Raw genomic sequence first — 22,660 nt, 5'->3', positions numbered from 1 at the left:
AAAGTGTTTTTTGATGCTGCAAAATTCGTAACTTTCTGGACGAGTAAAATAGTCCAGTTTCAAAACAATGAATAGTCCGGTTAATCCTCTTTTAAAACAGTTGATCCATTTTGAAAAATCGGGTAACACGGCCGTTTATATTCAGGTGGCACAACAAATTATCAACGCCATACAGCGCAGTTATTTAACCGAAGGCATGCCCTTACCCGGTACGCGCACGTTTAGTAAATTATTCAACATCCACAGAAACACCGCTGTTGCTATTTACGATGAATTGGCTTCGCAAGGGTGGGTTGAAATCATTCCGAACAAAGGCACTTTTGTATTGGTGCCCGAACAAAAAACAGCAACCATAAAGGCTACTTCGTACCACATTGATCAAGTAAACGCCTATCCAAAAAACACGGGCTTCCCTTTTCAGCCGTCGTTTCATTTGGCATCAACAACCGAAGTGACCCAAAAGAAATTCAGTATTAATGATGGCCAACCCGATTTAAGGCTGCATCCCACACATCAGTTTTCACGTTGGTACAGTGCTTCCATGAAACGTAAAACCTTAATCTCAAAATGGAATCAAAATACATTGTCGTCCCATTCGACATTCGAGATGCAATTATGTAATTACTTAAATGCCACGCGTGGTTTTCACATTAAACCCCACAATTTAATGAGCACGCGCAGTACGGAGATGAGTTTGTATATCGTTTCCCAATTGCTATTACAGCCCAACGATACTGTCTTAATTGGAAATTTAAGCAATTATGCGGCAAACATGATTTTTCAGCAAGTTGGTGCAACCATAAAAACCATTCCTGTTGACGACCATGGGATTGATGTAGAATTTATTAGGAAACACTTTTCAAAACACGACATTCGTTGCGTATATGTGTGTGCCCACAGGCATTACCCAACAACGAAAACCCTGAGCGTGGAACGCCGTTTAAAGTTGATGCAGCTTGCAGAAGATTATCAATTTGCTATTATTGAAGATGATTATGATTACGATTTCCAGTTTGATGGCTCTGCCATGTTGCCCATGGCAAGTTCGGATGCGCATGGCATGATTATTTATTTAGGGAAACTGGGGCAATCGCTTTTCCCGAGCTTTCAAACGGGCTTTGTGGTAGCACCGGAAAACTTGATTTCCGAGGCTAAAAATTATTTGCAGATTCTCGATAAACAAGGCGATTTAATTCAGGAACAAATGCTTTCTGAACTTATTTATGAAGGTGAAATGCATCGACTCATCAAAAAAAACACGCTTGTTTACAAGCAGCGGCGCGATTATTTATGCCAGTGCCTTGCCGAAAATTTTAAACAAAATTTGGTCTGGGAAAAACCATCTGGAGGATTGGCTTTATGGTTGCGTTTCGAGCCTAAAATAGCGTTGGTTAAATTAGCGGACGAGGCCCAAAAACAGGATGTGTTTCTTCCCAAAACCATTCTGTACCAAGATAAAAACCACTGTTGCATCCGTTTTGGATTTGGCCATTTAAACGCAGAAGAAATTGAAAGTGTTGTTAAAAAATTAAAAATAGCCTACGATTTCGTTATAAAATAAAAGCACGTTTCTTATAAAAAGCGTAATTTTAAAATCTTGTTTCAAGGCAAGTTTTATTTAAGTAATTATGTACGCTTTAGTAGATTGTAACAATTTTTATGCGTCTTGCGAGCGCACTTTCAACCCTAATTTACGCCATAAACCCATTGCTATATTAAGTAATAACGACGGCTGTGTTATTTCGCGTAGCGATGAGGCGAAGGCTTTGGGTTTACCCATGGGAGCGCCTATTTTTAAATGGGAAGCCTTTTGTAAAGCCAATAATATCCTGGTGTTTTCATCCAATTATCCTTTGTATGGCGATATGAGCAGTAGGGTAATGGCCATTTTGCAACAGTTTACACCCAATGTGGAGGTGTACAGCATCGATGAAGGTTTTCTGCAATTTAAAGGTTTTGGGAACTGCAATTTTAACGATTACGGCAACCAAATAAGAACCCGAGTCTTAAAATGGACGGGCATTCCAACCTGTGTAGGTATCGCACCAACTAAAGCGTTAAGCAAGGTAGCCAATAAAATTGCGCGTAAATTCCCGGTGCAAACCCATGGCGTATATGTAATTGATTCCGAAGAAAAACGCATAAAGGCCTTAAAATGGATTAAAATTGAAGATGTTTGGGGCGTTGGTCGCGCGCTATCCAAACGGTTGAAAGCTAAAAATTGCCATACAGCATTCGATTTTGTGCAACTTCCGGATGAATGGGTGCGCAAAAACTTCTCAATAGTCGAGTGGAAACTCAAAAAAGATTTGGAAGGCATTCCAACATTGCAATTGGACGATGTAAAAACCAAGCAAGCCATTGCTACCACACGCAGTTTTGAATATACGTTTTCAGACCTTGAAAACATTAAGGAACGTATCTCCACATTCGCCACCAGTTGCGCCGAAAAATTACGAAAACAAGGGTCTAGTTGCCATCTTATTTATGTAATATTAAGCAGCGATAGGCATAAAACGGCGATGGAGCAACACCGTGCCAGTAAATTGATAAGTTTGCCGTTTCCAACCGATTCCAGTTTAATTATCAGTCAACAAGCGGTACAGGCAGTAAGCACTATTTTTAAGGAAGGCATAAACTATAAGCGTGCAGGCGTTATCGTGATGGGTTTGGTGCCCACGCACAACCATCAATTGCACCTGTTTGAAGCCGAAAACCCCAAGCACAAACCACTAATGAAAGCCATTGACGGGCTGAATGCCAAATATGCCGACAATAAAGTGAAATTGGCAAACCAAGATTTAAAACGTACTTGGAAAATGCGGCAGGAACGTTTATCGCCACGTTACACCACCAATATTAACGATATTATTAAGGTAAAATGAAAATTTTACGCATCCAAAGAGAGCATTTTAAATAGTATCTTTACCCTAAAATTAAAGACATGCTGTTACATCAATCCAAAACCTTAACTTTTTTTGCTCCCGAAGAAATTGGCGGTTTGGGCGCGCTTTTTTTCGATACGGGCATTTCAGCAGGATTTCCATCGCCCGCCGAGGACTTTAAAGAACAACGCCTATCGTTAGATAAAGAGCTTATAAAAAATAAAGAAGCCACTTTTTTTGCACGCGTGAGCGGCCAATCGATGATTGGTGCCGGACTTGACGATAGCGATTTGCTGGTAATAGACCGAAGTTTGGAACCCGCAAACAATAAAATTGCTGTTTGCTTTTTAGATGGCGAATTTACCGTAAAACGCCTGAAAGTCGAGAAAAACGAGGTTTGGTTGCAACCAGAAAACCCCAATTACCCTATTATAAAAATAACCAAGGAAAACGATTTTATCATTTGGGGCATCGTTACCAATGTGATTAAAAAGGTATAGGTCCCTTTTTTTTCAGAACGAAGCCACCTGCCATTTCAACCTCAAATAAAAAGCGGAACCTTCATGGAAACAGGAAGGTTCCGCTTTTTTAGTCAACCAATCTTTATGAACAACGGTTATAAAAATTAGTTTATGATTATTTTTTTAGTGATTACTTCGCCGGTTTGGGCTTTTAACCAAGCCACGTAAGTTCCCGATGCTACGTTTAATAATTTTAAGCCGTTATTTAAAGTTGCTTGCGATACGTTGGTGTATTCCAGTACCGTTTGCCCGCGCATATTTACAATCGCCAACTTATCGATGGCAGTACTTAGCTTTTTGCCGAACAAGGTTTTCGATTCATTTTGGTAATAAATAAAATTCCCTGAAATTTGCGATGCTTCGGTACTTAGAAGTGCCTTATCCGATTGGAACACGATTTCAAATCTATTATTGAACTTTCCTTGTGCCGATGAGAAACGGTAGGCCATGGCTTGTTTTAAATCGAAATAGCTGCCCGTTTCATTATCTCTTAAATAAATTTCTTGGTTTTCGGGTATGTTTTCAAATTCGGTAGCTTTTATTTCAAACGTATTATTGCCAGACGATTTAAAGTTTAATGGAACGACCTTGTCTTTGGTAATTGGGCCGTATGCTTGCATGTTCATGTTTTTTCCATCTAAATTCAAATTAAAATCGTTGTTGCTGGCCTCGTCGCATGGGGCATCGTAGCCATAATCGTAACCATCGGAAGTTGTATTGCTAAAGCCTAAAAGTACTTCCCTTTTTGTTTTTGGCCCTACCACCGCGGTAAATTCCAAGCGCAGTTTTTGCATCGTATCTTCCAGTGGCTTATCGGAATCGCTTGCTTTTTTTGCTTTTGAATTTGCCGATTTGAAGAATGTTGAACCCGTATCAAACGTGCCATCAGCATCTGCTTCCTTTATAAAAACACGCTGGCCATTATTGAATTCCACGTTACCGTTTGCCACTATTTGGGTTATAAACCCTTGTGCTACGGGCAGGTATCTGGAAGGTTTTATAGTGCCATCTTGCGAGCCGTTATGTGCACCCGATATTCCCACAAACTGGAACGCTCTGCAAGAGCCTAATTTATTCACCTGTGCATAGCCTCCCTTGTATTCATCCAAATTATGGGAATCGCCTGCCCATTGTTGCCATAATTGTAAAACGCCATCTATAACGCCTTCATTGTCATCAATAAACTTATGGATATCCAAGGCAGAAGGGTAAGGATTGCCCAATAAATACTCGGTTTTTGAAACAGCGGCAACATCTCCTGGGCCACCTGTGTCGGTTACATTTACTAAAATGGTGCCGTTGTTTGGTTTGCCCTCGAAAATATATTGCTGTTCTAAACCTGCATTACCAGTGCCTTTTTGCGTATAGCCTACGCCGGGGCTTAATGGGGTGTTGGGGTTTAAAAAAGCCCAATCCCAATAGGTTAAGCCGTTTATGTAGGTGTATAGCCAATAGGTGCTTATTTTACCAAGTTGGTCGTAAGCAGAGGTAAACTGGAAATTAACGCCCGCACCATCTTTTAGCATATTTACTTTAAAAGGGCTGTTGTTGGGGTTGTTGGTTGGGGCATTGTTATTGGTTAAATTTGTTGAACCCAGAGCACCAATAGGGGAAGCCCAATAATTGTATCTAAATTTATTGGATGTTCCTTCTTGGCGACGTATAATCTTGCCTGTGGTTGAGGTTACCAAATCGCTATGAATTCCTTGTATCAATTGCGAGTCGCCTTGCAAATCGAGCGTGCCATTAAGTTCAAGGAGCCAGGAGTTTTCAACTTTATGGTCTCCAAATATTTTAAGTGATTTTTCTTCATCTATAAAAAGGCCTAAGTTTGTATGCGAATTGGTTGATGTTACCAGGTCTTTTATATGTACAATGTTCCAATTTTTGTTTTTAGTGGCGTCTTCAATATCCCAAACATCGCCATGTAACCACGTGTTTGTTTGTGCCCAATCGCCATCTGCCTTAGTCTCAAAGGGCATGGGTGCCGTTTGTTGTTGAATGGTGGTAATATTGTGCAGGCGCAGTGTTCTTGAATGGGATGAGAAATCGGTTGTAGTTCCATTCACTATATGAGTCATAGGGTAATAGGCCAATAAGTTGGGCCATGGAATGGTAGCTGAGGTGTCCATATCCACAATATCTTTATCAATAAGCGTTCCTTTAACCTTTCCAGAGTTGTTCTCAATTTCTTGATAAACCATGCGCTGAATTTGATCGGTGGTTAGAGCCACGTCAAACACGCGCACCTCATCTATATATCCTTTAAAATAGTCTTTTTTATTGACTATTGAGGCTTTTCCTATTTCAAAGTTTCCGTTCCATGAGGTAGAATTCACCAATGTTTTTCCTACGACAATAGGGAAAATGGCTCCTGAATCAACTTCGCCATCAACATACACAAGCACTTTTCCTGTTACGTTTGAAAATACGCCCGTAATATGGTGCCATTCGTTATAATTAATTCCGTTAATGGGGCCTACCGTTTGTAATCCGGCACTCGTTTTTATTTGAAAATGAGGCATATTCCCATCTTTTATATACACACTGCACTCGCCTTCGCCCACAATGACGGCCTTGGGGTTGCCTGCGTTTTGTGCATCAATTTTTATCCATGCCATAATGGTTACTTCGCCTTTGCCATTTATAAAACCTGGTGCAGCTAAATAATCGTCAACGCCATCAAAATCGATGGTGGCATACATGGGCGGGTTGCCATCAAATAAATCTCTATAGTCCAAATCGCCTCCAGTTAACAAATCACCGTCAACATCGGGTAAAATGGATGCAGAAGGATTATCAATTTCATCGTTTACATCATTGGGGTCGTTTAGGTTGGAACCTTCAAAAAGGTTGTCTAACCCATCATTATCCGGGTCGGTAAAAACAACAATTTCATTCGCCATACCGTTTTCTTCAATATCCCATAAGCCATCATTATCAGAATCAATATCTATAAAATCGGGGATTTTATCCATATCGGTGTCCACAACCTGAATGCCATTTCCGTAAACCAAGTCGATACCTGTTTCTTTTTTAACAACACCAGATGGTGCGATGTAACCCAGTGTTTGTTGTCCTTCAACATTATCGGGAATGCCATCATTGTCGCTATCTAGGTCTAAATGGTTGAATTTTCCGTCTTCATCAAAATCCTCACCGGTAACAATTATTAAAGAGTTGGCATTAAAATCTAAAAATTCACATTGGGTAAACGACATGCCAAATTGCCTCGTTGAAGCACCTGCGGTTGTTTTGATGGCCTGCATGCGCATTGTAAACGAGTTTCCAATAAATTGATAATAGGCGCGCAGTACTTTTAAGGTTGAAAAGCCGGGGCCTTCTTGCAGTCCGGAGGCGCTAATTTGTATGTCGCCAGCGCCTAAATCCTGCACTTCTAGCGAGGTAGGGTTTTCGGTGCCATAAGCGGCGGCATCATAATAAATTACCGATTCGCGTAAATTGCCACTACCATCACAATCCCAGGTAATACCATTTACCCTAAATATTTCAGATGAGGGCGTTGTGGTACCTGCGTTAACAATGGTGAATTTAAACGTAGCACCCGGTGTTCCTGTTCCCGAAAGTGTAAGTTCGGTTTGTAAAAATGTAGGGTTATCTACGGCATCGTTATCAATATTGGCGATGGATGTACCCGTTAGTTCGGTAATTTGCATTAATACATCATAACCTTGTATGGAGTTGCTAAATCGGTAAACGGCCCCTACCGTTCCTATGGGGCCCGCGCTTGCCGAGGCATCGTAAGCACCGTTTTGAAAGGCCAATTCAGGCAATGTACATTCAAACCTGTTTTCGCCTAAATTCTCAACGCCGTCTGGAATTCCGTCGCCATCATCATCATAATCTAAATTATCAATAACGCCATCGCGATCGGTATCCAATAGGCTATTACAAGTAGCATCGCCACCCGCTACATTAAAGTATATTATTTTGCCAGTGGTATTTGCAGTGCTGCCATTATTGTTAATAACCTCGACCCCAGCAACTTTTACCGAAACCTTACTGCCACTGGCCCATCCATCATTGGCAATGTCGTAAATTTTTATATAGTAATTATTGCCATTGGCCACACATCCTAAATTGTATCGAGAACCGTAAGCATCTGTTACCCCTTGTTGCGAAGTTGTGTAACATTGGTTGTTGTCGCAAAGGGTGGTAATTAAATCGTTGGAGGTATTATAAACCTCGATCTTGTTTTCATAAGCCTTGGTGGGCCATGAGACTGTTATTTGAACATCGGAATTTTGTGCAAAGGAAAAAGTTAGCACAAATACAGATACAGTAAAACTGAACAGTAGTTTTGTTTTCATTATGCGATAGATTTGGGTGGGTCAAAATTAGCTTATATTCAAATAGTTATGTATTTTTTTCGTTGAAAAATCAAAATTATACTACAAACGGTTAACTTCCATGAAAAAAATCGATGAAGTACATCTCGTTTTGAGGTGTTTACCTAGTTTTTTTACTTGAAATGATTTTTGAATCTAAACTTGAGGGAAGAATATTTCAGCATTATAGAACCAATATTTTATGTAATTGATTCTATAATAGCACAATATTAACATAAAAAATCGACAAAACCAAAACAATTATAGATAAAGTGATTGTTTTGTCCGATAAAAAGCATTGAATTTTAAATAAAGCCTATAATAAAAAGGTAACCAAATCTTCAATTTTAGAAATTAATTGAACTTTGATAGTTGTTTTTTTTAGTGAAATTTTATTGTATTTAGAAACAAAAATAGTGGAGAAACCTAATTTTTCAGCCTCTAAAATGCGCTGTTCTACACGTTGTACGGGGCGAATTTCACCAGATAAGCCAACCTCGGCAGCAAAACAAATATCTTTTTGAAGCGCCACATCTTCATTGGAAGACAAGATAGCGGCAACCACTGCCAAATCTATAGCAGGGTCATCAACATTAATGCCGCCGGTAATGTTTAAAAATACATCTTTTGCACCCAAACGGAACCCAGCGCGTTTTTCCAATACCGCCAACAACATATTTAAACGTTTGGCATTAAAACCGGTAGCACTGCGCTGTGGCGTGCCGTAAACAGCGGTACTTACCAGAGCCTGTACCTCAATCATTAATGGGCGCATGCCTTCTAAAGTGGCGGCAATGGCGTTGCCCGAAAGTTCTTCGTCTTTTTTGGAAATTAAAATTTCAGAAGGATTGGAAACCTCACGTAACCCAGAACCCTGCATCTCATAAATACCCAGTTCGTTGGTGGAGCCAAAACGGTTTTTGTGTGCACGCAAAATTCTAAATACATGGTTGCGGTCGCCTTCAAATTGCAACACGGTGTCCACCATGTGCTCTAAAATTTTGGGGCCTGCAATGTTGCCATCTTTTGTGATATGGCCAATTAACAATACGGGGGTGGCTGTTTCCTTTGCGAATTTGATAAGTTCAGCAGTACATTCTTTTATTTGTGAAATGCTTCCAGATGAAGACTCTATATAATCGGAATGGAGCGTTTGGATAGAATCGATAATCACAATATCGGGTTCCAAGGCTTCAATTTGTTTGAAGATATTTTGTGTTTTGGTTTCAGTAAGGATATAACAATTGTTGTTGGTTGGGTTAATGCGTTCGGCACGCATTTTTATTTGTTTTTGGCTTTCCTCACCTGAGACATATAGCGTTTTGTACGGTAATTTTAATGAAATTTGAAGCAGCAACGTGCTTTTTCCAATACCGGGTTCGCCACCTAAAAGGATTAAAGAACCGGGAACGATTCCACCTCCCAAAACGCGGTTAAACTCGCCATCGCAGGTGTCCATTCGGGCTTCGTTGGAAACGTCTATATCTTTAATGCGCAAAGGTACTGCTGCTTTTTTTACTGCGGAAGTGGGTAATTTCCAGTCGCTTTTTTCAGGATTTTGGATTACTTCTTCAACAATGGTGTTCCATTCTTTGCAAGCATTGCATTGCCCTTGCCATTTGGCGTATTGCGAATCACAATTCTGACAAAAAAACGTTGTTTTTACTTTGGCCATTTTTTTTTGGTGAAGGGTTTTAGGTTTTAGGCATTTTATTAATATCCAAAATCGGTTTTAATGGCTTCTGCCTTTTCTAGCATTAAATCTTTGGTAAGTCCTGCTATTTCCTCTAAGGTAAAGGCCGATTGGTAGGTTCGCATCGCTTTTTTTGTGTCGCCACTTTCTTCATAAAAACGCGCCAAATAGTAATTGCCCAAAAGCGTTTTTGGGTAGGCATCGCGTGCCAATTTCCCTAAGGCTTCGTAATGCTCGAACTTTTTGTTCTTTTCAATAGCGGCTGCAATGGCTTTAAAATCATTGACCAAAATTTGTTTTTTTATACCAAACAATTCATCAATGGTTTTGTATTTGTCTTCAAGATAGGTTACCGGAGAGGTTTCAAGTTTTAGGATGGTTTCCGTATATTCTTCCTTACTTATTGGTTGAAACACTTTAAATATTTTTTCGATAGCGTTCGGAATCGCGTGCGTGGGCACAGAATAATGCGATGGGCCTTCAAAACTATTGAATTTGTAGGTTAGGTTTTTGTTTTCCAATGCCGAAATATCGGCATGTAATGCTTCTGTCATCTTTTTTATGGACGCGGAATCGTTGTTGGTGTTAGCCAAATAGTAAAATAGTTTAGAGGGTGTTTTTCCTAAAACCTCGGGTATATATTCCAGCATTTTAGGTGCCAGTTCAGGGCTTATGGCAATGTAGGCTTTAAATACGGGCTGGGGTTTCAGCAGAAAATAATTGATAAAATTGGCGGTTTCACCATGGCCAACGGCAACCCTGAAATTGGCGCTTCGGTATTTTTTTTCTAAGTGTGGGATTAGTTCCATGCCAATAAACTCGAAAAATGCCGCTCCTTTTTCAATGGGAAGTGAATTTTGCTCGGAATACAAACAATCATCATCCCTTGTATCAAATTGGTTTATGCCTACCACAATGGCTTCGGGCATGTCTTCCCAATAGGAATAATAATCTACGTTTCCGGCAACGGCTTCAAACAGATAATCGCCATCCAAAACAATGAACAGCGGATATTTTTTATCGGTATTGTTACTATAGCTGCGAGGTAATTGTATTTTTAATTCGCGTGTTTGACCAAGTTTTGCAGATTCTATGGATTCGTATTTAACTTGCGCCTCAACATAATTAAGTGAGCAGAAAAGCAACAAAACGTAAAGGATGTGTTTCATTTTATGAATTGATTTGAGATTTGTAACGCAAGGTAAGAAATAAGTTAAAACAAAAAACGCGGTTTTAAACGGAAGCCTCTTCCGAGTTTGGTTTTTCGTTTTTCAACTTGTTTCTGTTGTAAATGGGCAAATAAATAAGCGATAAACCACCCGCAATTATAATCATGAGGGTTTGTGCTGCCCACATAATCCAACCAAACGCGATGCTGGGTTCTTGGGCAATTCCAAAAATAGAAAATGCCGCATAAATGGCAAGTGGGTACGAGCCAATGCCGCCGTTTGTAGCCGCAATGCTAAAACTGCCAGCAATGAAACCCGTTAAAATAATGCCCAATGATAAATGCCCTAAATCGCTAATGGCCAACGAGGTTACATAAAACATGAGCACGTACATGCACCAAATAAATAAGGTGTGAAAAATATAAGCCCATTTTTTTTTCATTTTGAAAATGCTTAATATCCCTTCAATCAACCCGTTAATGATTGTTTTTATTTTGGATGCTAATTTAGACTTGCTTTTTTTGATGTATTTTGTAAAAACAAGAAATGCCACAACAGCCAAAACCAAAGCAACGCCCAATTTTGTGGCATTGAACTTTTGAAGTAAATACCCGTAGATGAAATCGAAATGAAGAAAAAGGGTAATGGTTATGATTGAGAACATGACAATTAAATCGGCAATACGTTCGGCAATGATGGTTCCAAGACCTTTTTCAAAGGGCACATTTTCATAATTTGCAAGTATGGAAGCTCTGGCTACCTCGCCCGCACGCGGAATGGTGTAGTTTATTAAATAGGTAGCAAAAACGGCCATCATGCTGTTTCCCAGTTTAATGTTGTAGCCCATGGGCTCTAATTGAAAGCGCCAACGGTAAGCCCGCGATACATGGCTGAGAAACCCTAAAAAGGAACCTGCAAGGAGCCAGAAATAATTCGATTTTTTTAGATAAACAAGAATGTCGTCAATAGAAACTTTTGATAGGGAGTACCAAACTAAAAAAACTCCCAATAGCAATGGGAGTACAATTTTAGATATTTTTTTAATTTGTTGGTTCAAGCCCTTTATTTTAAAAGGTTTGTAGCCTCGTCGGGAAACACTAAGGAAGGTTTAAATACTTTAGCTTCTTCAATATCCATAAAGGCGTAGGTTATTAAAATTAAGGTATCGCCCACCGAGACTTTTCTGGCAGCGGCACCATTAAGCGTAATTTCGCCGCTATTTCTGGGGCCTGGTATAACGTAGGTTTCCAAGCGTTCGCCATTATCGTTATTTACAATCTGTACTTTTTCGCCTTGGATAATATTGGCAGCCTCCATTAAATCTTCATCAATAGTAATACTACCGATGTAGTTAAGTTCTGCGCCGGTGCATTTTACGCGGTGTATTTTAGATTTTACTACTTGTATTTGCATGTGGCAAAGATAATTAATTTAAAGCGATATTATCAATAAGTCTTATATCATCTGCATATACAGCTATAAACGCTCTATATTGCTTGGTGCTTGATTTTCGTGTTACGGTTTTCAGCGACGTTTCGTCGGCAATAATAAAATATTCCAATTTTAATAGTTTATGGCTTGCAAATTGTTTTTCAACCCATTGTGTAACGTTAACAGCACTTTTTGTGCCAAATTGTTTTTTGGCAGTTTTTAAGGTTTTGTAAATAAAAGGGGCCGCTTTTTTATAATCGGGTTTTAGTCGGGTATTGCGCGAGCTCATGGCCAGACCCGATGGTTCGCGATAAATGGGGCAAGCCACTATATTGACGGGGATTTTGTGTATTTCGACCAGCTTTTTTATAATTTGTAACTGCTGAAAGTCCTTTTCACCAAAATAGGCCTTGTCGGGCTGTATGATATCGAACAGGCGTTTTACGATGGTGCCCACGCCGTCAAAATGGCCGATTCTAAATTTGCCTTCCATTTCGTGTTCCAAACCATCAAAATGGAACTTTTCCGATAGGGTTCGTCCTTCATACACCGCTTCTACTGTGGGCGCAAAAATTAAAATACTGTCGCTCAAGCTTTTCAAAAGTTCAAGATCCTGCTCAAGGGTTCGTGGGTATTTAGCCAAATCGTCGGGATTGTCAAACTGGGTAGGGTTAACAAAAATGCTTACACATACTTTGTCGTTCTCTTCAAGGGCTTTTTTTACCAGCGCCAAATGGCCTTTGTGCAAAGCGCCCATGGTTGGCACCAAGCCTAAAGTTGCTTTTTCTGCTTTTAAAGTGCGGATAGCAGTTGCAATTTGCTGTTTTTCTGAATAAATATCCACGTTTCAATTTAAAATTAATGGGTGCAAACTTAAGATTTTACAATCAATCTGCATAAAATTTTGTACTTTTGCGTGTTTTTTATTTCGAATTCTCAAAAATATGCCAAAAACAATCCTATGAAATGAGCATGAACCAACACCAACCGTATGCAACAATGCCCACAAGTGCATGATAACCGACCATTAAAAACACAATAATTTGCTTTATATGAAATACCTAACCAACATTTTAATCATACTTAAAAATGATTAGGTGAGTGTGGTATGTGTACGAAAGAAAGAATAAAAAGAATAAGTAGAAATGCATGAACCTTCCATTACGAAATTTTGATATTTTGCGAGATTATGATATGGAAGCACCATGTGACCGTTAAAAAACAATAAAATTGAACACATGAACCTTCCATTACGAAATTTTGATATTTTGCGAGATTATAATATGGAAGCACCATGTGACCGTTAAAAAACAATAAAATTGAACACATGAACCTTCCATTACGAAATTTTGATATTTTACGAGATTATGATATGGAAGCACCATGTGACCGTTAAAAAACAATAAAATTGAACACATGAAAGATAAGAGGATATTATATGTATCATCTGAAGTAATGCCGTATTTACCAGAAACCGAAATTTCTTCAATGTCTTTTGAAGCGCCCAGACTGGTGAACCAACAAGGAGGACAGATACGCATCTTTATGCCACGGTACGGCAACATTAACGAGCGTCGCCATCAATTGCACGAGGTCATAAGGCTTTCCGGTATTAATTTAGTGATCAACGATTTGGATATGCCACTTATTATTAAGGTAGCTTCAATTCCCAAAGAACGCATCCAGGTTTATTTTATTGATAACGACGAATATTTTAAAAGAAAAGCAACCTTGACGGATGAGGAGGGAAGTTTGTTTCCCGATAACGACGAACGTGCCATCTTTTTCGCAAAAGGCGTTATTGAAACAGTAAAAAAATTAAATTGGTCGCCCGATATTATACACGTTCACGGTTGGTTGGCAGCCTTATTGCCCATTTATCTCAAGGAATATTATAAAGATGAGCCCCTGTTTAGCGATAGCAAAATAGTAACTTCCGTTTATAATCAAAGTTTTAACAATACCTTAAATAAAGATATGTTTAATAAGGTTAAATTTGACAACATAAAAGAAGAGGCCATTAAAGTTTTGGAAGAACCATCGTATGTAAATTTAATGAAAGTAGCCATCGATTATTCCGATGCCTTGATTGTTGGGTCTGAAAACATGCCCAAAGAATTGGAAGCCTACTTAAACGCATCAAATAAACCTGTTTTAGAATACAAAAATAAAGAAGAATTTGGCGAAGCCTACAAAGCATTTTTTAATGCCAACGTATTAAGCTAACCCATCTGTTCGTTAAAATATTATATGAAAAATACCGTTAAAGCCCTAAGATTTCCCATAGTTTCCCTTGCCATTGTTTTATTGTTTATAGCCTGCGACAAAGATTACGCCGTTCTAGAAAGCGATGTTTTAGGTGAAGAAAACACCAATTTTAATACCAACACCGAACTTTTTCAAATAGTAGCCTATAATAAAAAGTTGGAGGCAGTACAAATTAACGGCCTGCCATCAAATTTATTGGGTGTTTATAACGATCCAGCTTTTGGGCAAACCACCGCAAGTATTGTTACACAGCTACTACCTGTTACCTATAACCCAGATTTTGGTACCAACCCTCAAGTAGAGTCGGTTATTTTGAACATACCTTATTACAGTCGGGTTACGGGTGTTGTTGATGGAAATTCTACCTACACCATTTCCGATTCTCTATACGGAAAAAACCCCGATGGTTCCATCAACCCAATGAAGCTAACTATTTATAAAAACAACTATTTTTTAAGGGACTTCGATCCTAATTTGCCAACTGGCGACCAGCAAAATTATTATTCTAGGGCCGAGGGCAGTTTAAACGCTACCAATAACTTTGTACTCAACGGGGCTTCATTAATAAATTTTGATGACTTTAAAGGAGAACTTATTTATGAAAACACCTCTTTTAAACCAAGTAGCGACCCAATTAAAACCACCACTGGCGAAGGCGATGCAGCGGTTACAACCCAATCGGCGCCCGCTTTAAATGTGTCGTTAAGCACCGCTTTTTGGCAAGCAGCCATTATAGACAAAGGTGGCGCAACCGAATTAAGCAATGCAAGTAGTTTTAAAAATTATTTTAGGGGCTTGTATTTTAAAGCCGAGGCCATAGATGGTAAGGGCAACATGATTTTGTTGAACCTGTCGGGAACAAACGCAAACATCACCATTAATTACACTAAAAACCCTACAACCGAAGGGGGGGCGCGTATAAAAGGAACCTATGTGCTAAATTTTAAAGGCGGTAATATATTAAATACGTTTACTAATAATTTTACCCAGCCCTTGGCATCTGGCGATCCGGTTTTGGGCGATAGCAAACTTTACTTAAAAGGGGCCGAAGGCGCGATGGCCGTAGTAGATTTGTTTAGCGGACAAAAAGTCTATACCGATGAAAACGGAAATAGCAGCACCGTTTCAGCATTGGACTATTTCAAAAAAACCTACCGCGTGTCCGACGGTAACGGAGGATATAAAAAAGATGCCATTACAGGTAATTATAAGCTAAAGCGCTTAATAAACGATGCCATTTTAACCGTGTATGAGGATAAAGATATGGCTACACAAGGGCCCTATGCCAATGGCGATGCCTACCATAAATACGACAGGTTGTTCGCTTACGATATTAAAAACAACACAACGTTAACAGATTATGGTTTTGACCCTACCACAAACAATACTGCCGATCCGTTCAACTCAACTTATTTTCATTTAGGGCAACGGCAAACCGATGCAGCAGGTGTTTCAAAATACAAAATACACCTTACCGAACACTTGAACAATATTTTACTTAGAGATGCATCCAACGATGATATTAAAATTGGGTTAGTACTTTCAAGCAATGTGAACCAAGTAAATAGTGCTAAATTATTGAACATTGGCGGTGAAGTAACTGCAATTCCTGCGGCAGCAGTAATAACGCCAAGAGGTACTGTTTTAAGGGGTACCAACACTTCAGATGCTGCAAAAATGACCTTACAAGTGTTTTTTACAGCGCCCAAATAGTGTTTCAAATTCATTTTTACCTTATTAAAACGAAAATTTATTCCTGATTTTATTTAAAGAGTGAATTTCATCGTATATAATTGGACTTTATATAATTATTATCTGTCGGTAATATTTTATTTTACATATTTGCGTTGAATTTAAAACCCAAATCAAATTAAAAATTATGTGTGGAATTGTAGGATATATAGGAACAAGAGAAGCATACCCTATTGTAATCGAGGGGCTTAAGCGATTAGAGTATAGAGGATATGATAGCGCTGGTATTGCCCTTTTTGATGGCACCGACCTTAAAGTATGTAAAACAAAGGGCAAGGTATCCGATTTGGAAGCCCTAGCCGATGTACAAATTTCAAAACATGGAAGCGTAGGTATTGGCCATACCCGATGGGCAACCCATGGGGTACCGAATGATGTAAACTCGCATCCGCATATCTCCAATTCCGGTGAATTGGTTATCATCCATAACGGAATCATTGAAAATTACGGTTCGCTAAAAAAAGAGTTGATGGCACGTGGTTATACCTTCAAGTCTGATACCGATACCGAAGTGCTCATCAACCTAATTGAAGATGTTAAAAAACAGGAAAACGTTAAACTCGGGAAAGCGGTACAAATAGCTTTAAACCAAGTAGTTGGAGCTTATGCCATAGCTGTTTTCGATAAAAATAAACCAGAAGAAATTGTGGTGGCCCGTTTAGGAAGCCCTTTAGCGGTTGGAGTTGGCGAAGATGAGTTTTTTATCGCTAGTGATGCTTCCCCGTTTTTGGAATACACTAAAAATGCCATTTATCTTGAAGACGAGGAAATGGCCATTATTAGGTTTCATAAAGATATAAAAGTTAGAAAAATCAAGGACGATTCTTTAGTTGATCCCTACGTTCAGGAACTTCAACTTAACCTTGAGCAAATTGAAAAAGGCGGGTACGACCATTTTATGCTCAAGGAAATCCATGAACAACCAAAAGCCATCACCGATACATATAGAGGACGCCTTTTAAGAAACGAGGCCATTATAAAAATGGCTGGAGTGGAAGATAATATGAAAAAATTCCTCAATGCCGACCGTATTATTATAGTGGCATGTGGTACATCGTGGCACGCTGGTTTGGTGGCAGAATATATTTTTGAAGATTTGGCACGAATTCCTGTAGAAGTAGAGTATGCCTCAGAATTTAGATATAGAAATCCTGTAATAACCGAAAAAGATGTGGTTATTGCCATTTCGCAATCTGGCGAAACGGCCGATACCTTGGCGGCCATAAAATTGGCAAAATCTAAAGGAGCGTTTGTTTTTGGGGTTTGTAACGTGGTAGGTTCATCCATAGCTCGCGAAAGCGATGCAGGGGCCTATACCCACGCCGGTCCAGAAATTGGGGTGGCATCAACTAAAGCGTTCACAACACAAATTACCGTGTTAACCTTAATGGCGTTGCGTTTATCAAGGGCAAAAGGTACGATTAGCAGTTCCGATTTTAGACATCATTTGCTTGAGCTGGAAATGATTCCTAAAAAAGTTGAAGAAGCTTTAAAATTGGATGCCCATATTAAAAAGATTGCCGAAATTTATAAAGACTCCCGTAATTGCATCTATTTAGGAAGGGGTTATAACTTTCCGGTAGCCCTAGAGGGCGCATTGAAATTAAAGGAGATTTCATACATACACGCCGAAGGCTATCCTGCTGCTGAGATGAAACACGGCCCCATTGCCTTAATTGACGAGAATATGCCTATTGTTGTGATAGCAACCAAAAAGGGGCATTATGAAAAAGTAGTGAGCAACATTCAAGAAATAAAGTCAAGAAAAGGTAAAATAATTGGGATTGTTACCGAAGGCGACACCCAGGTTAGGGATTTAGCCGACCATGTTATTGAGGTTCCAGATACTTTAGAATCCTTGTCGCCTTTATTAACAACCATACCCTTGCAGTTATTGTCCTATCACATTGCTGTATTGTTGGGTAAAAATGTCGATCAGCCACGTAACCTAGCAAAATCTGTAACGGTAGAGTGATTTTAAAGCTTTACAACTTCAACTCATACATTGCCATAACTTCAATAACCGTTATGGCAATTTCTTTTTATCGCGGTCTTCATTGCGAATAAAGTAGTTTTTTGCACCTTTTTTTGTTAAATCATTCTATGCGCGCATAATTTTTTTGCAATTTTATATACAAGTAATAATTTATATATATATATTGTTGTTCTAAAAACTAACTTAATAAAATACATGAAAACAATTTTCCCATTTTTACTGTTATTTTTTTGTGGAGTTATGTACTCTCAAACAAAAATTTCAGGTTCTGTTGTTGATGATAATGGTCAGCCTATCCCAGGGGCAAACATCATCTTGGTGGGCACATCAACAGGCACCATTACCGATTTTGACGGTCGTTTTTCAATTTCAGTTAACCAAACTCCGCCTTTTAGTGTTCGGGCAAGCAGTATTGGTTTTGAAACAGTTGTAAAACAGGTTACGGCCAATAACCAAACCCTGGCTTTTGTTCTTAAAGAAGGAACGGCACTCGACGAAGTGGTTATTTCGGCCTCCAGAACTCCAGAGCGCATTTTTGAATCGCCAGTAACGGTGGAGCGATTGGGCCTAAAGGAAATTAAAAATACGGCATCGGCCGATTTTTATGATGACTTGGAGAACTTAAAAGGCGTTGACGTAAACACCAATAGTTTAACATTTAAGTCGGTTAACACCAGGGGTTTTGCCACATTTGCAAACAACCGCTTTATGCAATTGGTAGATGGGATGGATAATTCTACTCCAGCCCTTAATTTTCCAATAGGCAACTTAATAGGTATGACAGAAACCGATGTTTTGAGTGTAGAGCTTTTACCAGGAGCATCTTCCGCACTCTATGGAGCCAACGCTTTTAACGGCATCCTATTTATGCGAAGCAAAAATCCTTTCGACTACCAAGGTATTAGTACTTCTATTAAAAGAGGTATTACTTCCCAAAAGTCTGCTGGAGATAATGAATACACCGATGTAAGCATGCGTGCAGCCTATAAATTTAGCAAAAAATTTGCCGCTAAAATAAATTTTGGATACCTAAAAGGAACCGATTGGGCTGCAACAAGTGAGGTTGATAATGATATGATTGGTGGTACCCGTCAATCAAATATAAATTATAATGGTGTAAACGTTTATGGCGATGAAGTATCTACAAATATAAACGGGGTTGCTAAAACACTTGAAGGTTTGGGTATTTTACCTTCGGGGGCATCCGCTTTAGTACCGTCGGTTAACGTAAGTAGAACAGGCTATAATGAACGTGATCTCACCGATTATGACGCAAAAAGCATCAAGGCTGATTGGGGACTTTATTACAGGCCGTGGGAAAACGATTTTGAGATCCAGTACGTTGGTAAAGTGGGTACTGGCTCCACAATCTACCAAGGCACCAATCGATATAGCATAGACAACTTTTTCCAACAGCAACACAAAATCGAAATTAAAAACGATAATTTCTTCTTAAGGGGTTATATGGTGTCTGATAAAGCTGGCGATTCCTATGACATGGTATTTACAGGAATAAACATTAACCGTGCATGGAAGCCCGACCAAACCTGGTTCGGACAATACACAGGGGCTTTTGTGCAAGCTACTTTGGGTGGAGCAACTGAAGACCAAGCTCACGCGGCGGCTAGAGCAGTGGCAGAGAATGGACGCTTTTTACCAGGATCCCAAGGGTTTATTGATGCCTATAACAAAAGTATAAACGACCCAGATTTAACTACGGGTTCTAAGTTCCAGGACGCATCTATTTATTATCATGCAGATGGAAACTATAATCTAAGCCATTTAATAGATTTTGCCGAAATACAAGTAGGTGGCTCTTACAGAAAATACGACCTAAATTCTTCGGGAACTATCTATACCGATAAAAATGGGTCCATTAGTTATTCTGAATATGGCGTTTATACACAAATCCAAAAAGACTTAGACCTGAATGAAGCCTTAAAACTAAAACTTACAGGTTCTATACGATATGATAAATCCGAATTTTTTGATGGCTTCTTTTCTCCACGACTTTCTGCCGGTTTAACCGTTAATAACAATCATAATATTAGAGCATCCGTTCAAACCGGATTTAGAAATCCAACAACCCAAGACCTATTCATTGGTTTAGATGCAGGTAGGGCTATTTTGGTGGGTGCGGCACCCAGTAACTTAGATAGGTATGTAAGGACTTTTAACGTAAGTGGTGGTGGTGTGCTTTTAGGGCAACCATCAAGCATAACCCAAACAGGTGGTGTTGCTTATAATAATTCTTATACCAGAAGTGCGCTATTAGAACTGCAAGCCACAGGAAATCCAGCAGTATTAACAAATCCTGATGCTATTGCAAACCCCAGTTTGGTAAAGCCAGAGCAGGTTACTTCCGCCGAGGTTGGTTACAGGGGCAAGTTCAGTAATATTATTGTAGATATGAGTGCTTATTACAACAAATACAAAGACTTTATTTCCCAAGAAGTTGTAGTAGCCCCTTATTATGGAACAGTTGGTGATAACGGCCTATCAATTGCGGCTATTGCCAATGGCGATTTTCAGGCGTACAGCACCTATACAAACTCACCGGCCAATGTTAATTCATACGGTGCATCTGTTGGTGTATCCACTAAAATATTTGGTAATTTCGATATTAGTGGAAGCTACACTTATGCAAAATTGGATTTCGACCAAAATAAATTTCCAGATTTTACTACCAATTTCAACACGCCAGAACATAAATTTAAGGCCTCTTTTGGTAACACCGAATTGTTTAAGAACTTCGGATTCAATATAGCTTATAGATTTAGTGATGATTATTTCTGGGAAGCAACTTTTGGAAATGGAGTTGTGCCAGAATTTCATGTAGTCGATGCGCAAATTAATTTTAAGGTGCCAAGTTTCAAATCTACATTTAAAGCGGGCGCAACAAACCTTTTGGGTGATGAATATTTTACTGCATTTGGTACAGGTTTTATAGGATCCATGTACTATGTATCTTGGACAATTAATAACTTATAAAATGAAAAAGAACATTATGAACACAAAATATATATGGCTGATAGCGATCCTGTTAGGATTAACAGCTTGTAATGATATTGAAGACGTTAGCAGGGAAGAACCCGTAATGCCGCTACCTGAACTAACCGCTGGTAATGCCGATTTTACCAACTATGTAGCCATAGGGGCTTCTTTTACAGCAGGTTTTACAGATAGTGCTTTGTTTAAGGCCTCTCAGGAAAATTCTTTCCCAAATATTTTGGCCAAACATTTTGCCGAATTAGGGAACAGCTCCTTCACGCAGCCTTTAATGAGCGATAATCTTGGAGGTATAGCCTTAAATGGGGTGCAATTACCTGGTTCAACCGTAGCGCCACGATTGGTGTTTGGTGGTAAAGGCCCAGTTTCTATAACAACTATAATAGGCCCAAAAATTTCTACAACAGATTTGGCAAAAAACAATGTAAAGGGACCATTTAATAATATGGGCGTACCCGGTGCAAAAAGTTATCATTTGCTTTTTAATGGTTACGGAAATATTGCAAATTTAGCCACCAAAACGGCAAATCCTTACTTTGTAAGAATGGCTTCAAGTCCAACGGCAACCATGTTGGGCGATGCAGTTGCAAAAAAACCAACCTTTTTTACGTTGTCGGAAATTGGTGGAAACGATGTTTTGGGCTATGCACTATCTGGCGGTGATGGGTCTGATGTTATTACGCCAAGTGCGGGTGCTGTGGGTGTTGGTTTTGATGCTACATTTGCTTATTTGGTTACCAGCTTAACATCGGGAGGCGCAAAGGGTGTTATTACGAATGTGCCCTACATTACCGATTTGCCCCATTTTACAACGGTACCATACAATCCTGTTCCTTTAGATGCTGCTACCGCAGGGTATTTAAACAGTGCAGCGGCTTATGGGGCCTATAACGCAGGTGTTGCTCAAGCATTTGCCTATTTAGTTAGTGTTGGTGCTAAAACCCAAGCACAGGCAACAGCCGAAATTGCTAAGAGAAAAATTATGTTCACGGCCTCACCAAACAATGCGGTTGTGATAATGGACGAGAGCTTAACCGATTTAACAACCATTAATCCTGCCCTAAAAAGCATGCGACAAGCTACCCCCGAAGATTTGCTTGTATTGCCAGCATCAAACTTTATTGGCACTTTGGCAATTCCCGGTAACGCACAAACTGTAAACGGTGTTGCAGTGCCTTTAGAAGATAAATGGGTGCTAATCCCCAGCGAACAAGCCGCCATTAAGGCAGCGACCGATGCGTATAATGCTACTATTGGAAGTATTGCAAGTTCAAACCCCAATATAGCCTTGGTAGATTTAAACGCTATTTTAAAGCAATTAGCTTCAACAGGCATTACTTTTGATAATTACAAAATGAATGCAAAACTGGTTACTGGCGGTGCCATAAGTTTAGACGGCATTCATTTAACCGCAAGGGGTTACGCTTTTATGGCAAACAAGTTTTTAGAAGCTATCGATGCAAAATTTGGCTCAAACTTTGTTGCGTCAGGAAACGTAGCGAAAGCGGGCGATTATCCAACAAATTATTCGCCATCGTTGCAATAATCAATAAAAATTACAGCTTTAAAAACACCTTCAAAACGGAG

General features: G+C 39.3%; 14 protein-coding genes. 8 read left to right on the top strand and 6 right to left on the bottom strand.

What is annotated here, in order from left to right; translation table 11 throughout:
- Window positions 1-67 precede the first annotated feature (67 nt).
- From GQO80_RS06750 to GQO80_RS06740, 3 genes are all read left to right on the top strand, one after another.
- On the top strand, window positions 68-1,561 hold the full coding sequence (locus GQO80_RS06750; RefSeq protein WP_157207574.1) for an aminotransferase-like domain-containing protein: 1,494 nt from the start codon (window positions 68-70) through the stop codon (window positions 1,559-1,561).
- Between the two features lie 67 nt (window positions 1,562-1,628).
- The gene (locus GQO80_RS06745) at window positions 1,629-2,885 is read left to right on the top strand and encodes a Y-family DNA polymerase (RefSeq protein WP_157207573.1); all 1,257 of its coding nucleotides are present in this window, start codon (window positions 1,629-1,631) and stop codon (window positions 2,883-2,885) included.
- A gap of 59 nt (window positions 2,886-2,944) precedes the next feature.
- Complete coding sequence (locus GQO80_RS06740; RefSeq protein WP_157207572.1) at window positions 2,945-3,385, top strand: LexA family protein; 441 nt, start codon at window positions 2,945-2,947, stop codon at window positions 3,383-3,385.
- A 125-nt stretch (window positions 3,386-3,510) separates the two neighbouring features.
- On the opposite strand, the gene GQO80_RS06735 is transcribed toward GQO80_RS06740, so the two are convergent.
- The 6 genes from GQO80_RS06735 to panC all read right to left on the bottom strand — a co-directional run bounded on the left by GQO80_RS06735 (window position 3,511) and on the right by panC (window position 12,892).
- The gene (locus tag GQO80_RS06735) at window positions 3,511-7,737 is read right to left on the bottom strand and encodes a LamG-like jellyroll fold domain-containing protein (protein WP_157207571.1); all 4,227 of its coding nucleotides are present in this window, start codon (window positions 7,735-7,737) and stop codon (window positions 3,511-3,513) included.
- 334 nt (window positions 7,738-8,071) lie between these two features.
- Complete coding sequence (gene radA, locus GQO80_RS06730; protein WP_157207570.1) at window positions 8,072-9,430, bottom strand: DNA repair protein RadA; 1,359 nt, start codon at window positions 9,428-9,430, stop codon at window positions 8,072-8,074.
- Between the two features lie 38 nt (window positions 9,431-9,468).
- Window positions 9,469-10,617 (bottom strand): alpha/beta hydrolase, encoded by a 1,149-nt coding sequence (locus GQO80_RS06725; protein ID WP_157207569.1) that lies wholly within the window; start codon window positions 10,615-10,617, stop codon window positions 9,469-9,471.
- A gap of 64 nt (window positions 10,618-10,681) precedes the next feature.
- Entirely contained in the window at window positions 10,682-11,674 is a 993-nt protein-coding gene (locus tag GQO80_RS06720; RefSeq protein WP_157207568.1) for a lysylphosphatidylglycerol synthase transmembrane domain-containing protein, read from the bottom strand.
- A 5-nt stretch (window positions 11,675-11,679) separates the two neighbouring features.
- Window positions 11,680-12,030 carry an aspartate 1-decarboxylase gene (panD, locus tag GQO80_RS06715; RefSeq protein ID WP_157207567.1) on the bottom strand — a complete coding sequence of 117 codons (351 nt, stop codon included), beginning with the start codon at window positions 12,028-12,030 and terminating at the stop codon, window positions 11,680-11,682.
- A gap of 13 nt (window positions 12,031-12,043) precedes the next feature.
- Window positions 12,044-12,892: a pantoate--beta-alanine ligase gene (panC, locus tag GQO80_RS06710; RefSeq protein WP_157207566.1), complete on the bottom strand. Its 849-nt coding sequence runs from the start codon at window positions 12,890-12,892 to the stop codon at window positions 12,044-12,046.
- A 572-nt stretch (window positions 12,893-13,464) separates the two neighbouring features.
- On the opposite strand from panC, the gene GQO80_RS06705 reads away from it, so the two are divergent.
- The 5 genes from GQO80_RS06705 to GQO80_RS06685 all read left to right on the top strand — a co-directional run bounded on the left by GQO80_RS06705 (window position 13,465) and on the right by GQO80_RS06685 (window position 22,619).
- Window positions 13,465-14,274: a glycogen/starch synthase gene (locus tag GQO80_RS06705; RefSeq protein ID WP_157207565.1), complete on the top strand. Its 810-nt coding sequence runs from the start codon at window positions 13,465-13,467 to the stop codon at window positions 14,272-14,274.
- Window positions 14,275-14,298: 24 nt separating this feature from the next.
- Window positions 14,299-16,029: a DUF4270 domain-containing protein gene (locus GQO80_RS06700; protein WP_157207564.1), complete on the top strand. Its 1,731-nt coding sequence runs from the start codon at window positions 14,299-14,301 to the stop codon at window positions 16,027-16,029.
- Between the two features lie 166 nt (window positions 16,030-16,195).
- Window positions 16,196-18,043: a glutamine--fructose-6-phosphate transaminase (isomerizing) gene (gene glmS, locus GQO80_RS06695; protein WP_157207563.1), complete on the top strand. Its 1,848-nt coding sequence runs from the start codon at window positions 16,196-16,198 to the stop codon at window positions 18,041-18,043.
- Between the two features lie 216 nt (window positions 18,044-18,259).
- Window positions 18,260-21,055, top strand: a complete 2,796-nt coding sequence (locus tag GQO80_RS06690) for a TonB-dependent receptor (RefSeq protein WP_157207562.1) — start codon at window positions 18,260-18,262, stop codon at window positions 21,053-21,055.
- A gap of 1 nt (window position 21,056) precedes the next feature.
- On the top strand, window positions 21,057-22,619 hold the full coding sequence (locus GQO80_RS06685) for an SGNH/GDSL hydrolase family protein (RefSeq protein WP_232333124.1): 1,563 nt from the start codon (window positions 21,057-21,059) through the stop codon (window positions 22,617-22,619).
- Window positions 22,620-22,660: the final 41 nt, after the last annotated feature.

The sequence above is a fragment of the Mariniflexile maritimum genome, from assembly GCF_009746565.1.
GTDB lineage: Bacteria > Bacteroidota > Bacteroidia > Flavobacteriales > Flavobacteriaceae > Mariniflexile > Mariniflexile maritimum.
This window is presented reverse-complemented; position numbering and strand designations above follow the sequence as displayed.